Source organism: Mediterraneibacter hominis (assembly GCF_014287475.1).
Taxonomy (GTDB): Bacteria; Bacillota; Clostridia; order Lachnospirales; family Lachnospiraceae; genus Mediterraneibacter; species Mediterraneibacter hominis.
On sequence record NZ_JACOPF010000003.1, the window covers coordinates 117,039 to 131,708 of the forward strand.

Consider the following 14,670-nt stretch of genomic DNA (forward strand, 5'->3'; position numbering starts at 1 on the left):
ATAGCAGCAGTATAACAGCAGATTAGCAGTCGGCTGTAAGGTAGGAGGAATATTCTTATGAGACAGGAAAATATGCGGCGATTGATATCAGTCGCATCGCTGGTAATAATAATGCTAGTATTTGGACTGACCAGCAATTCGTTTTTTACTGCAGGTAATATATTGAGCATTTTAAGAGAATGTGCGGTTACCGGTATCATTGCTATCGGCGTTACATTTGTCATCATTACGGCGGGAATTGATTTATCAACCGGTGCAGCCGTTGGATTTGCAGGTATGCTTTGTGCTAATCTGCTGTATAACTATCAGTTATCTGCAGGATTGATTATGATAATATCCATATTAACAGGACTTGCATGCGGAACATTGAATGGATTTATCGTAACAAAATTAAGAGTGCCGGAGTTTATCGCGACACTGTCTACACAGTACTTATTTCGTTCTATGGTATTTGTGTTTGCGATCCGCGAGGCTGGAGTTATCAGCAACAAGAAAATTGAGAATCAGGGTGTTCTGATTATGGGCGGAAGCATCAATGGAATTTATCTGGTTACGATTGCGTTTGTGCTTCTGGCAGTAATCGGACAGATTGTTTTAAAGAAAACAAAATTTGGTACATATGTTTATGCAACAGGTGCGAACAGAAAATCCGCAGAATTATCTGGTATAAATACAGATAAGATCCGCTGGCTTGTATTTATCATTACAGGTCTTCTGTGCGGTATAGCAGCAATCTTTCAGATTGGACGTGTAGGAAGTGTTACAACAGACCTTGGAACAGGGATGGAATTTGACATTATCGCAGCGGTTGTAATTGGAGGATGTGCGTTTGCAGGAGGGCGTGGAGATGTGTTTGGTTCTGCCGTAGGTGCTATTTTTATGGCGGTATTGCAGAACGGTATATTGAAATATAATCTTCCTACAGCAGCACAGCTGGTTGTAAAAGGAATTGTAATTGTTGTTATGATTATTTTTGACGCAGTTTACAATGACATCATGCAGAAACGTATCCAGAGGAAGGCCAGGGAAGATGATACAGAATCGGTGGAAACGGCAGGAGGTGAAGCATAATGTCTACGTTATTGGAAATGAAAGATATTGAGAAAAGCTTCAATGGTTCTCCTGTATTGAAAAAGGTTAATTTTTCTGTGGAACCAGGAGAAGTCCACGCGTTGATGGGAGAAAACGGAGCGGGCAAATCTACGCTTATAAAAATCCTGACTGGAATTTATCCAAAGGATGGGGGCCAGATTTACTGGAACGGGCAGCCTGTGGAAATCAATAACAGAAATGACGCCGCAAAATTAGGCATTGGCGTTATTTATCAGGAATTGAGTTTAATTCCTACCCTGACAGTTATGCAGAACGTTATGCTTGGAAAAGAGGAGAGCAGAGCAGGTTTTGTAAGTACAAGAAAAATGCGAAAGAGAGTGTCCGAGTTAATTAACAAGTACGGGTTTGGTATTAAGCCGGATGCGATTGTGGAGACACTTACAATTGCCCAGAGACAGACGATTGAAATTTTAAAAGCACTGAGTGAAGAATCAAAACTGATTATTATGGATGAGCCTACAGCATCTTTGAGCACAAAGGAATCAGACGCGCTGTTTGGGATCATTGAACAACTTAGAAAGGACGGAGTAAGTGTTATCTATATTTCACATCGTCTAGAAGAAGTATATCGCCTCTCCGATAGACTTACTGTTCTGCGAGACGGTGCGAGAGTGGCAACACTTACAAAAGAGCAGATTATTCCTGCGGAAGTAGTACGCCTTATGATAGGAAAGGAATTAAGTGAAGCAACTGCTTCAAATAATTTAGCTACTTCAGATAAACCAGTAAGGTTAAGGGTAAAGGATCTTAACAAAAAAGGAATTTTTAAAAATATCAGTTTTGAAATACATGAAGGTGAGATTGTTGGGTTTGCTGGGTTGGTCGGTGCAGGGAGAACAGAGGTTATGCGTTGTATTTACGGAGCAGACCCCTGTGACAGCGGTACCGTGGAATTCGAAGGACAGCCTTTGACGAAAAAGATTACCGACAGCATTAAAAAAGGATTTGGCTTTGTTCCAGAAGACCGAAGAAACCAGGGATTTACACCGCTTCTGTCCATTGAACGCAATGTTGCGTTGACAAATTATGATACACTTGCAGGAGGCGGCTTTGTAAATAAAGGGAAAGAAAAGAAACTGGGAAAAGAGATGGTGGAAAGGCTAAATATTAAGCCGAATAATCCGCAGATTCCAGTAGGAAATCTTTCTGGAGGAAATCAGCAGAAAGCAGTACTTGCAAAATGGTTAAGCCGAGATCTGAAACTATTGATTATTGATGAACCAACGGCCGGAATCGATATTGGCGCAAAGGACGAGATCTATAAAATCCTGGAAGAGCTGGCAGCAAATGGAACGTCAGTTATTATGGTTTCATCAGATTTGCAAGAATTGCTCCGCGTATCGCAGAGAATCATTGTTATGAGAAAGGGCGAGATTTTTACAGAATTTTCAAGCGGCAAGATTACGCAGGAGGATATTCTGATGGCAGAGTCAGGAATTCTTACGAAGGAGGCAGAAGAACATGAGTAAAGACAGAGTGAAGAAGATTTTTGGAAAATCCCAGAAGCTGTGGATTCTCGTGGCTGTCATGCTGGTTCTGACAATCCTTCAGCCGGGAGTTTTCCTGACAGGCGCAAACATGAAAAGTATTCTGCTTTCCATTTCTATCTATGGAATTATGGTCTGTGGAACAATTTTTCCAATCCTTCTAGGAGGGATTGACTTGTCCGTAGGAGCAGTTGCGGCAGCGGCAGGAGCATTGGCAGTCACACAGATCGTAGATCACAATTATTCTACAACAGGTGTTATAATCGGTGTTGCCGGGGGCTTGCTGCTGGGATGTGCTGTGGGCCTAGTGCATGGACTGATTGTTACCCAGTTTGGAGTGCCGGCATTTTTGATAACGCTTGCCTCCCAGAATATTGTATATGGAATTGCACAACTTCTGACGGGGAATAATGTAATTCCCTGTATGAAGCCAGCCTCTTTCGCTTTCCTCGGGGGCGGAAGGCTGTTGGGAGTACCGTTTTCCATCTATATTATGGCAATTATGGCGGTTCTTTCTTATATTATATTGAATAAAACTGTATTTGGAAGAAATGTATATGCAGTAGGTGGTAATCCGGAGGCATGTCGTTTGTCGGGTGTTAGAAGTCGTCTGGTAACAATTGTTGCTTATGTAGCATCTGGATTTACAGCAGCGCTTGCCGGAATTGTATTGGCAAGTATGAATCGGCAGGCAATTGCAAAAGCGGCACAGGGATATGACAATTTCGTGTTGACAGCGCTGGTTGTAGGTGGGGCTTCTCTGATGGGAGGAGAAGGTTCTGTTCTTGCGGCAATCTGGGGTGCATTCCTTGTAGGAGTTGTGCAGAATGGCCTGCGTTTGATGGGAGTTGCTTCTGATTATCATGGTATCTTTAAATGTATCGTTATCGTTGCGGCGGTTGCGTTGGATGCACATGTAAGATATAAGAAGAGTGGTCTGCAAAAAGGCGGTCTCTTTAAGAAGAAAGCAAAAGCAGCAGAATAAGAAGCGAGGTAGGCATATGAAGATCATAGACGCACATGTACATGTATTTCAGAATTTACAAGGCTTCCGGGGAGAAGGAGAGCTTTACCCGATTGGAAATGGAAAAGGAAGATGGGCAAACGGAGATATTATAGAAATGATTCCCGAAGGACTTGGGGATAAAGGTTTTACCTATGAGACCTGCCATAGAGTCCTTAAGGAAAATGGCGTGGAAAAGGCAGTACTTTTGCAGGGAAGCTTCTATGGATTTGCAAATGAATATGTGGCGGAGGCGGTACGTGCGTATCCGGAAATGTTTGTCGGAGCCGGAACATTTGACCCAATGGCGAGATATGCGGATATGATTTATGACAGACTGACAAGAGAATTAGGTTTTCGGATTATGAAGTTTGAAACGAGTTCAGGGGGAGGGTTTATGTCCTACCATCATCCCTTTGATCTTGCGGAAGTATTTATTCCGATTGCAGAGAAATGTGAGAAGAATTCGCAGGTACTTGTGTTGGATATTGGCAGTCCGGGTATGAGTAGTTTTCAGCCTGAAGCGGTGAGAAAAATTGCCTTGAAATGCCCTGGACTAAAGATAGTAGTCTGCCATCTTCTGGCACCTACACTGGCGGATAAAGATACAGAGTATTTCAAAGAAAGCATGGAAAAACTAGCACTTCCAAATGTATATTTTGATTTGGCAGCGGTTCCGTTCAATGTACAGCCGGAGACATACCCATTCCCGACCGGGTGTGAATTTATAAAATCTGCAAAAGATATTGTAGGAGTAGATAAGCTGATGTGGGGGACGGATATTCCGTCAGTGCTGATACAAAATTCTTATAAGAAATTGACAGAGTATCTTTCAGAAGGAAATATCTTTACAAAAGAGGAATTAGAAAAAGTATACTATAAAAATGCATTAGAGGTGTATCCCTTTCTATGAAAGATAAGAAAAAACAGATGCGACTGCTTCTGATACTTGTATGTATATTCTGGTTTGGACAATATGTATATATTCCTTATCAGACAACGTATCTGACAGAGATTGGAGTTCCTGCTGATATTGTCGGTATCATTATCGGAGCATATGGTCTTGTACAAATATTTTTCCGCATACCTGTCGGAATACTTGCTGATACAGGAGGCGGACATAAAAAAATTATTACATTGGGAATATGTTGTGTAGGAATAGCATCCTTAATAAGGGTGCTATTTCCAAATGCGGCAGGCTTTTTTGCAGCAAATTTATTCTCTGGACTTGGTGCGTCTACATGGATCTCTTATATGGTTTTCTATATGGGATTCTATGGCGAGGGGAACTTACAGGCGGCGACTGGAAAGGTGATTGCGGCAAATAATACAGGTGTACTTATCGGATTTGTTGCCAGTTCTATATTGTATGTACATCTGGGTATGAGATGGATTTGTGCATTTAGCATGATAGCAGGGATAGCCGGTACACTTATGTGCGCAGGAATTCATAGGAGAAAGGTAGAGGGGGATAGGGCAGAAAAGAAAGAACTGGTGAAGCTCTTTCTACATAAGAGACTTCTGTTTTTTTCTATGCTGGCTCTGCTACAGCAGGGAGTGCAGATGGCAACGTGTATGTCGTTTACGATACAGACAGCAAAAAATCTGGGAGCCAGACAGTGGCAAGTGGGAGCGACTTCTATCATATATATTGTATTTGCCGTTTTATTTTCTTATTTGTCAAGTAGAAGCTTTTTTACGAGGATTGGACATACCAAAATTGTGCCGGCAGGATTATTTGTTCAGGTATTATACTGCATGCTCGTTCCAAACATGAACAGTATTTATGGAATTTATGTTTGTCAGATTTTAGCAGCGTTTGCTATGGGCTTTTTGTTTACCTCTTTGACCAGCGAAAGTATGCGGGGGATTCCCAGGAAATACTATTCCACAGCGATGGGAATTTTCCAGGCCGTCTATGCAGTGGGGATGACAGCATTTCCAGTGATTGTCGGCAGTATAGAAAGTAATTTGACAGAACAGGCTGCATTTTATTTTATGGCTGCCTGCCTGGTGACAGGGCTTGTTGCGGCAGTTATTTTTTATAGAAGGGAGAGAAACTGAATGTATTTTGCAGAGAAGGTAAGAACGTGTAATCCGAAAGAGGGGGAAGTGGGGATTTTCTGGCTGGGACAGGCAGGATTTTTGCTAAAAAACAGTAAAAATGAAATACTTGCTGTGGACCCATATTTATCAGACGCTGTAGAGCGAATCTGTGGTTTGAAACGATTGATGATGCCGGTACTGGAACCAGAAGAATTAAATCCAAATGTGCTTGTAATCAGTCACCATGACGAGGATCATCTGGATATGGACATTATACCTGAAATGATGAAAAGAAATCCAAAAACAAAGCTGCTGGCTCCAAAAACAGCATATAATATGTGCCTGGATGCGAAAATAGATAAAAAGCAGTTGTTACAATTTGATGAAGGGGCTAAAATTACATGTGGAGGATACGAAATAGAAGCGGTGTTCGCAGATCATGGAGATCACGCTCCGGATGCAGTCGGTATACTGATTCGTACAGATGGGCGGGTATTTTATTTTTCTGGAGATACTTCTTATCAGTGCGAACGGATGAAATATGCTGCATCTCAGGATGTAGATGTATTAATTGTCCCAATCAACGGAGAGTATGGCAATATGAACGCATTGGAGGCAGTAGAACTTGTAAATCTCGTAAAACCGAAATTAACAATTCCAAGCCATTTCTGGACTTTTATCAGGCATGGAAGCGAACCTTATATGTTTGACAGAGAGATGCGATTGGAGGCAAATGACTGTCCATTTTATTTTATGTGCCAGGGAGAAGGGATCGTCTGGGATGGAACAGTGTTAAGAATGGTGAATTCTTGAAAAAGTGGGACTGTATCGCCGGACAATAGTATGATATAATAAACGTTGAAATAACGGGTATAGGTGGTTTGAGAAATGAAAAAAGAGTCCTTGAAACAACAGGCATATAATATTATTAAAAATAAAATTATTACTTGTGAATATCCTCCTAATTTTCTTCTGAATGAAGAAAAATTAAAGGAAGAGATCGGTGCAAGCAGGACACCTATCAGAGATGCGCTTAGCAGACTGGAGCAGGAAAATCTTGTACATATCCTGCCTAAAAAGGGAATTATGGTGGCGTCTCTATCGATACGTGAAATCAATTCTATATACGAAGCGCGTATGCTGGTAGAGCCATATGTGATTGAACATTATGCAGGGAATATTGATAGAAAACGGTTTCTGTATTATGAAAAAGTATTTAAGAAAAAAGAAAAAGACATCCACGAGGGAGTGGATATTTATGATGATGTGTACGATATTGATGATAAATTGCATATAGAATTTATTAATGCAACAGAAAATGAGTATTTTAAAGCATTGTATGAGAGGATTTATTATCAGAACCGGCGTTTGAGAATACTGTCTGGAGTAAAAAGCAAGGATAGAATTGCAGCGACCCAGAGGGAGCACCTCAAGATTATAGAGGCATGTCTGGAAGAAAAATGGTCAGATGCGGCGGAGGCAATGAAAGAACATCTAGTTTGTTCAAAAAGGGCATCCTTTGAGGCTATGATTGAAGGCGGAGACATGTTATTATAAATTAAGAACTGATGGAACGGTAAGAAACCGGCTTTGTGCTGTTATGATATTCCAATTGGAAGAAGAGACAGGCTTTTGATTGGAATGTTAAAGGAGCGTGAGGCCGGTTTATTTTGAGTAAATTTATCCAATTTAATAGAGGATGTCTTTATATAGCAGGACTATATTTATGTGAAATTGATAAAAAATATATATGTTAATTAGAAAAAATCGTAACAGTTCAGCCCGTGCCATTCGTAAAACCGCACTGCGTGCTTATTGTGGCTGCCGCCACCGTTTTACTCATTGACGGGCGCTTAAGTTCATACAGATGTACGCACGCAAAAACATGCAAGCATGTTTTATGCTTTTCGCACAACTGTATGGCTGAACTACTACAAAAAATTAAATATTTTCTATAAAGTAATTGCAAAATTTATTGTAAGGTACTATAATGTATACAACACATAGTACAATAAAGAGTACAATAGGAGAAGAAAGATGAGAGAACGACAATTTGTAGCGGACCTGGTCAGTGACCAGAAGCTGCCGAGAATGTTCAGAGCGAAGCAGAAATTTCTGCGAAATAGCATTGAAGTCGAAAAGATCCCGAATATCATTGAACATCTTCTTTCCGATGAAAAATTTTCGTCCCAGATAAAGCCAGGAATGAGGATTGCGATTACTGCAGGAAGCAGAGGAATTGCCAATGTAGCTCTTACTACAAAATGTATTGCTGATTTTGTGAAAAAGAAAGGCGCCAAGCCGTTTATTGTTCCTGCAATGGGAAGTCATGGAGGAGCTACGGCAGAAGGACAGAGAGAAATTTTGGAAGGATACGGCATTACAGAAGCGTATACCGGATGTCCGATTGTTTCTTCTATGGAAGTCAAGAAAATAGGATTGACAGAGGACGGCAGAGAAGTATTTATCGATAAACATGCCGCGGAAGCAGACGGAATTATATTGGGATGCCGTATCAAGCCCCACACTGCATTTCGCGGACCGTATGAAAGCGGTATGATGAAAATGATGGCGATTGGGCTTGGAAAACAGCATGGAGCAGAGGTGTGCCATGAGGCAGGATTTAAGAATATGGCAAAAAATGTTCCTATGTTTGGAAAGGCAATTATAGAAAATGCGCCAATCTTGTTTGCGGTTCCGACAATTGAAAATGCATATGATGAAACATGGAAAATCACAGCCGTAAACGCGGATGAGATTGAAGAAAAGGAACCGGAGCTGTTAAAGGAGGCAGCGGCAAATATGCCTCGTATTTTGGTGGATAGCTGTGATGTACTTGTAGTAGATCAGATAGGTAAGAATTTCAGTGGAGACGGGATGGATCCCAATATTACAGGGACGTTTTGTACGCCTTATGCAACAGGAGGTATACAGTCGCAGAAGGTATGTGTTTTAGATTTAAGTCCTGAAACACATGGAAATGGGATTGGTCTTGGGTATTCTAGTGCGACGACAAAAAGAGTCTTTGACAAGCTGGATTTAGCGTCTATGTACCCGAATGCAATTACCTGTACTGTTTTAGGAGGAGTCCGGATTCCGATTATTATGGAAAGCGATAAAGAAGCGATTCAGGTATGCGTAAAAACGTGTAACGAGATTGATAAATCAAACGCGCGTATTGTTCGGATTCCGAACAGCTTGCATATCGAACATATTATGCTGTCAGAAGCTTACTATGACGAGGTAAGAAAGAATCCAGATATGGAGATAGAGTCAGAGCCAGAAGACTGGGGATTTGATGAAAATGGAAATTTGTGGTAATACAAGTGCTTAAAAAGGATAGGAGGAAGATGAAAATGAAAGCAATTCGAATTAATGCACCAGGAGAAGTTGAAATCTGTGAAGTGGAAAAACCGGTTAGAAAACAGGGAGAAGCTCTTTTGAAGCTGTTATATGGAGGAATCTGTGGAAGCGATTTGGGCTCTTATAGAGGCACATTTGCGTATTTTGATTATCCGCGTATTCCGGGACATGAGTTCAGCGCTGAAATCATAGAAATAGATGAGAATGACAAAGGGCTGAAACCAGGAATGATCGTTACATGCAATCCCTATTTTAATTGTACAAAATGCTATAGCTGTGAACATGGTATTGTCAATGCATGCATGAACAATGAGACAATGGGCTGCCAGAGGGACGGAGCATTCTGTGAATATATTACAATGCCGATAGAGAGAATTTATGATGGGAAAGGGCTTCCGCCGAAAGTGCTTGCTGCTATTGAACCTTTCTGTATCAGCTATCATGGTGTACAGCGCGCAGGAATTAATAAAGGAGACAAAGTGCTGGTTGTCGGTTCTGGAACTATAGGTGTATTGGCGGCGGTAGCTGCAAAAGCGCTGGGCGGAGAGGTATATATCAGTGATGTGCAGGCCCCGAAGCTGGAGTATGTACAGAAGCAGTTTGGGTTTGCAGGAACAATTTTGAACGATTCGCCGGAACACTTTACAGAGGCTGTCTCTGAAATCACAGGTACATATGAAGTAAACGGAACGGTTCAGCCAAACGGGTTTGATGTGTGTATTGAAGCGGTGGGACTTCCGTCTACTTTCCAGAATACGATCGATGCGGCGGCATTCGGCGGGAAAGTTGTTTTGATTGGTGTTGGAAAGAAAAACCTGGACTTTAATTTTACACTGCTCCAGAAGAAAGAGCTGAATGTGTTCGGCAGCAGAAACGCTCTGAAGAAAGATTTTATCGAATTGATCGATTTGGTGAAAGATGGAAAAGCAGATCTGGAAAAGGTTATTACAAATGTATATCCGTTTGAGGAGGCTGCAAAAGCATTTGCAGATTTTGACAAGAGTAGCGGAGATATGCTGAAAGTAGTGATTGATTTTACAAATATAAAATAAGAAAATATATTTATATTTTAAATAGAGAGGATATTTGAAATGGAAAAATTAAATTATCAGGTATTGGAAAAATCAGGGTATCAGGGATATATTAAGAAAAGCGCGCCGGAGAAGGTATTACAGTTTGGAGAGGGGAATTTCCTGCGGGCATTCGTAGATTATTTCTTTGACTGTGCGAACGAAAAGACAGACTGGGAAGGAAAAGGGGTACTTGTTCAACCGATCCCTCAGGGGCTGACGGAATTAATTAACGGTCAGGAAGGACTGTATACCTTATATCTGCGTGGAAGTGAGAAAGGGCAGAAGGTAGATCAGAAAAGAGTGATTTCTTTTGTAAGCAGGTGTATCAATCCATATAAAGATTTTGACGCTGTTGTTAAGGCTGCATGCAGCGAGGAGCTAGAATATATTGTATCAAACACGACAGAGGCAGGAATTGTCTACGATCCAGAGAGTAAATTTGAACAGTGCCCTCCGAACAGTTTTCCGGCAAAGCTGACGAAAATTCTGTATGAAAGATTTAAGGCAGGCAGAAAAGGCGTTGTCATTTTAAGCTGTGAGCTGATTGACAATAACGGAAAAGAGCTGGAGAAATGTGTGCTTCAGCATATAGATGACTGGAAACTAGGCGAAGATTTCAAGGAATGGATTACAGCGGAAAATATCTTTTGCTCCACATTGGTAGACCGGATTGTGCCGGGAAGAATTAAGGATGCGGAGGAAGTAGAGAAGCTGGAAGCAGACAATGGATATAAAGATGATTTAATGGACGTCGGAGAGTGCTTTGGAGTATGGATCATCGAAGGCCCAGCAGAATTGGAGGAGCGTCTTCCGTTTAAAAAAGCCGGATTAAATGTACAGGTTGTACCAGATGTAACTCCATATAAAAAGAGAAAGGTGCGCATCTTAAACGGGGCACATACAGGATTTGTCCTGGGCGCTTATCTGTCAGGACAAAATATTGTAAGAGACTGTATGCATAATGAGACGATCAAAGGCTTTATGAATAAGATGCTTTATAATGAGATCATTCCAACACTTCCATTGGACAAAGAGGATTTAATGGATTTCGCTTCGGCAGTGGAGGATCGTTTTAACAATCCATTTGTAGACCATGAATTGATGAGTATTTCTTTAAATTCTACCTCCAAGTGGCGGGCAAGAAATCTTCCGTCATTTGAAGAATATGTGAAAGAAAAGAAGGAGCTTCCAGTATGCCTTACAATGAGCCTCGCCGCATATATTGCATTTTATAGCAGCGATATACAGGAAAGGACAGAGGATGGACTGATTTGCAGGCGTCCGAAGGGGAATACCTACAAAGTCCAGGATGACGCATGGGTATTGGATTTCTACTATGAGCATAGAGAGGACAGCGCAGAGGAGCTGGTACATGCAGTACTTACAAACGAAAAAATGTGGGGCGAAGATTTGAGTCAGATCGAAGGTCTGGAGAAAAAGGTTACAGAAAACCTGCTTAATATTCGTGAAAACGGGGCAGAGAAAGCATATGCTTCCTGTCTGTAAGAGAAAGTGGAATAAATTTGCGTTTCGGAAATCAGAATAATCAGCGAAAACCCGTTAACCATCTGGCTAACGGGTTTTCGTTGGTTTTATAGTTATCTAAAGGAATGAGAGTAAAGTGCGGCACCTTATATGGTGCCTTTACTTTATGAGGGGGGGGGAAGATAGTTGTTTATCAACTATCTGAGTCTTAGTATAAGGCAAAATTATGTCAAAAGTATGAGTAAAATATAAAAGAAAACGAAAAAATCTTAAATCGCTCTTAAGAATCAATGAATAAATTTTTATTCTACCAGATTACGTAGTTTTCCAATCCCCTCTATTTCACAGATCACTTCATCCCCGCTTTTTAAAAATTTGGGAGGGGTATATCCCATACCGGCACCTGCGGGAGTACCTGTCGCAATAATCGTTCCAGCAGTCAGAGTAATTCCAGAGGAAAGCTCAGAGATAATTTCGTCAATCGGGTGAATTAAGTAATTTGTACAACTTTGCTGACGTAGTTCACCATTGATTCGAGAAGAGATAGGAAGCACCGGAGGAAAAGTAATCTCGTCTGCTGTTACAATACATGGTCCCATAGGGGCAAATCCGTCTAATGACTTGCCGAAGTACCATTGCTTGTGTTCAACCTGTAAATCCCTGGCAGAGACATCATTAAGGATTGTATAGCCATATATATACTGTCTGGCAGTATCCGGAGTGATATCCTCTCGTTTAATGTTTTGGCAGTCCTTTCCGAGGATGACCGCAAGCTCTGCTTCATAGTCCAGACTGCTGGTTAAATTTTCGTGAAGCGGAATTGTCTCATCAGGGCCGCTTGCCTTATGAACGCGTTTACTGAAATAGACAGCTTTTTCTTGATTTACAAGAAAGGAGTCCTTGTGAAAACGGGCGGACTCAACCGCGTGTTCGGCATAATTTATTCCGAGGCAGAGAATATCCTGCCTGGGATAAGGGATAGGCGCCATAAGATGAAGTGTATCAATCGGCAATGCATTTTTGGGGTTTACCTTATGGCAGTCGGCTTTAAGAATCAATTTTTCTAATGGGACATGGCGGATAAGGTCATTCATATCGGTATAGGATAGATGAAAAACTTCCAAAGGCCAGAGCAGACCAGGATGCTCTTTGAATCCAATACCTATCTGGGGAGTCTGGTTGTTTACTTGATATGTATAAAGTCTCATTAAAAATTCCTCCTATGTAATAAGTAAGATAAAGCAGAATATATATACTTTGTCAGGCAAAGACTGCCATCCCGAAGGGATTGCAATTGTATTTAGGATATATCTGCTAATAATATATTATAACATATATGAGATTTTTTAAATACATAAACAGCGAAACCCCGTCAACCTTCCGGCTGACGGGGTTCGTTGTTTTTATAGTTATCTAAAGGAATGAGAGTAAAGTGCGACACCTTGGGGAATCTCCCAAGATGTCTTTACTTTATGAGGGGGGGAGATAGTTGTTTATCAACTATCTGTCTCTTAGTATATAGTGAAATTGTGTCCAAAGTATGTTGAAACAATAAAAGAAATAGAAATTTTATAATAGAATTCTAAAATTAAACTGATACATTCTAAAAAACGCAAAGCAGGGCTTTATGGTATTTGGAGTGTCTGTCCGGCATAGATTAAATCCGGATCAGAAATTCCGTTTAGAGAAGCGATTGCACTGACAGTTGTTCCAAAACGTTGTGCAATGCCGCTTAAGGTATCGCCGTATTGGACTGTATAAGTCTGTGGAGAGGAAGAAGCGCTGCCTGGTATTTGAAGGATTTGTCCGGTATAGATTAAATCTGGATCAGAAATTCCGTTCAGGGAAGCGATTGCATTGACAGTTGTTCCAAAACGTTGTGCGATACCGCTTAAGGTGTCACCGTATTGAACGGTGTAGGTCTGAGAGGAGGTATTGTTTTCGGGAATTTTAATTGTTTGTCCAGCGTAGATTAAATTTGGATTAGAGAGTCCGTTTAAAGAGGCGATTGCCTGGTAAGTGGTACCAAATCTTTGTGCAATGCCGCTTAAAGTGTCACCGGATTGAATGACATACGTGACATAATCGGGAGATGGTGAAGGAGAGGGGGAGGGATCTGGAGAAGGCGCATTGCCGTCAAGATGATTGAGTCCTGCCTCCTTTATTACGGACGCATAGTCGATAAAGCCGTCGTCTAAATCTACATTGCCGCTGATACCCGGAATGTTACCCTGGTTAGTATACTGCCAGATTCCGCAATCCGTACCGTCAAATTGGCTGGTGTAATAGGCGTACCATAAGGCATATTTCTGCGAGAGATCCGCAGGAAGATAAGTGCTCAGAAAATTTTTGTTGCTGTAATACATAGCATAATAGCCATTTGTTTCTATACGGTTACAAAAAGTTTTTACAATTTCCGTTGCGAGAGAAGGGGTAATACTTACACCTTGACCTGCGGCATAGTCAACAGAAGCCTGTTCAATATCGTAGCAGATGGGATAATCGAGACGATGAGAAGAAATTGTATTTAAGAATCCGTCCGCTTCTGAAGCGGCGGTTTCTGGGCTGACTGCATAACAGAACCAGTAGGCGCCGATTGGTAAGCCGATGCGATTACACTCAGATGCGTTTCGATGAAATTGCGCGTCGACTGTATTAAAGCCATATCCTGCACGCAGCATGGCAAATTGATAGCCAGCAGCTTTTACCTGTTCCCAGTCAATAATTCCTTGAAATTCACTTACGTCAAGTCCTTTTATGCTCATAAAAAACTCCTTTATAAATAATAAAACCTGTTATATCAGTATATGGAAAAGACGGCTGAAATGTGAAAAGGAGTTATGGAAAGTAAAAAGGAGTAGAGAAGTTTCTTCTCTACTCACCGCCAGGGCCGTCATGTCTTGGAACTTCATCCGGTATAATATCTTCCGCATCTGTTGGATTTAAGGCGTCTTCATCTTCATAGGATTCTTCCCATTCATTTTTTGAAGAATAAGGGTTAAACTTTGGATAATTGTTTTTTAAATCTTTCAAACTACTGCCTCCTTATAGTTCTTTTAGAAAATAGTATGTATATGTAAATGAAAAATTATACCTTATC

13 protein-coding genes are annotated in these 14,670 nt (G+C 41.1%); 10 read left to right on the forward strand and 3 right to left on the reverse strand.

All coding sequences use genetic code 11. The features are described from left to right. Positions 1-57: 57 nt before the first annotated feature. From H8S37_RS13545 to H8S37_RS13590, 10 genes are all read left to right on the forward strand, one after another. The gene (locus tag H8S37_RS13545) at positions 58-1,071 is read left to right on the forward strand and encodes an ABC transporter permease (protein WP_186876598.1); all 1,014 of its coding nucleotides are present in this window, start codon (positions 58-60) and stop codon (positions 1,069-1,071) included. Next, positions 1,071-2,582 (forward strand): sugar ABC transporter ATP-binding protein, encoded by a 1,512-nt coding sequence (locus H8S37_RS13550; RefSeq protein ID WP_186876599.1) that lies wholly within the window; start codon positions 1,071-1,073, stop codon positions 2,580-2,582. The genes H8S37_RS13545 and H8S37_RS13550 overlap by 1 nt, the downstream gene beginning before the upstream one ends. Beyond that, a complete protein-coding gene (locus tag H8S37_RS13555) occupies positions 2,575-3,585 on the forward strand; it encodes an ABC transporter permease (protein ID WP_186876600.1) in 1,011 nt (336 codons plus the stop codon). Before H8S37_RS13550 ends, H8S37_RS13555 begins: the two co-directional genes overlap by 8 nt. A gap of 16 nt (positions 3,586-3,601) precedes the next feature. After that, positions 3,602-4,516 carry an amidohydrolase family protein gene (locus H8S37_RS13560; RefSeq protein ID WP_186876601.1) on the forward strand — a complete coding sequence of 305 codons (915 nt, stop codon included), beginning with the start codon at positions 3,602-3,604 and terminating at the stop codon, positions 4,514-4,516. After that, entirely contained in the window at positions 4,513-5,667 is a 1,155-nt protein-coding gene (locus H8S37_RS13565; RefSeq protein WP_186876602.1) for an MFS transporter, read from the forward strand. Before H8S37_RS13560 ends, H8S37_RS13565 begins: the two co-directional genes overlap by 4 nt. Beyond that, positions 5,668-6,462 carry an MBL fold metallo-hydrolase gene (locus H8S37_RS13570; protein WP_186876603.1) on the forward strand — a complete coding sequence of 265 codons (795 nt, stop codon included), beginning with the start codon at positions 5,668-5,670 and terminating at the stop codon, positions 6,460-6,462. Positions 6,463-6,537: 75 nt separating this feature from the next. Next, entirely contained in the window at positions 6,538-7,206 is a 669-nt protein-coding gene (locus tag H8S37_RS13575; RefSeq protein WP_186876604.1) for a GntR family transcriptional regulator, read from the forward strand. A 480-nt stretch (positions 7,207-7,686) separates the two neighbouring features. Then, complete coding sequence (locus H8S37_RS13580; protein ID WP_186876605.1) at positions 7,687-8,970, forward strand: nickel pincer cofactor-dependent isomerase, group 22; 1,284 nt, start codon at positions 7,687-7,689, stop codon at positions 8,968-8,970. A 35-nt stretch (positions 8,971-9,005) separates the two neighbouring features. Next, on the forward strand, positions 9,006-10,064 hold the full coding sequence (locus H8S37_RS13585) for a zinc-binding alcohol dehydrogenase family protein (protein WP_186876606.1): 1,059 nt from the start codon (positions 9,006-9,008) through the stop codon (positions 10,062-10,064). A gap of 39 nt (positions 10,065-10,103) precedes the next feature. After that, complete coding sequence (locus tag H8S37_RS13590; RefSeq protein WP_186876607.1) at positions 10,104-11,591, forward strand: tagaturonate reductase; 1,488 nt, start codon at positions 10,104-10,106, stop codon at positions 11,589-11,591. A gap of 281 nt (positions 11,592-11,872) precedes the next feature. Here the strand turns inward: H8S37_RS13590 and H8S37_RS13595 are convergent, their stop codons facing one another. The 3 genes from H8S37_RS13595 to H8S37_RS13605 form a co-directional block, all read right to left on the reverse strand. Beyond that, a complete protein-coding gene (locus H8S37_RS13595; RefSeq protein ID WP_186876608.1) occupies positions 11,873-12,778 on the reverse strand; it encodes a fumarylacetoacetate hydrolase family protein in 906 nt (301 codons plus the stop codon). Between the two features lie 417 nt (positions 12,779-13,195). After that, on the reverse strand, positions 13,196-14,335 hold the full coding sequence (locus H8S37_RS13600) for a LysM peptidoglycan-binding domain-containing protein (protein WP_243207198.1): 1,140 nt from the start codon (positions 14,333-14,335) through the stop codon (positions 13,196-13,198). 109 nt (positions 14,336-14,444) lie between these two features. Next, complete coding sequence (locus H8S37_RS13605) at positions 14,445-14,603, reverse strand: hypothetical protein (RefSeq protein WP_186876609.1); 159 nt, start codon at positions 14,601-14,603, stop codon at positions 14,445-14,447. Positions 14,604-14,670: the final 67 nt, after the last annotated feature.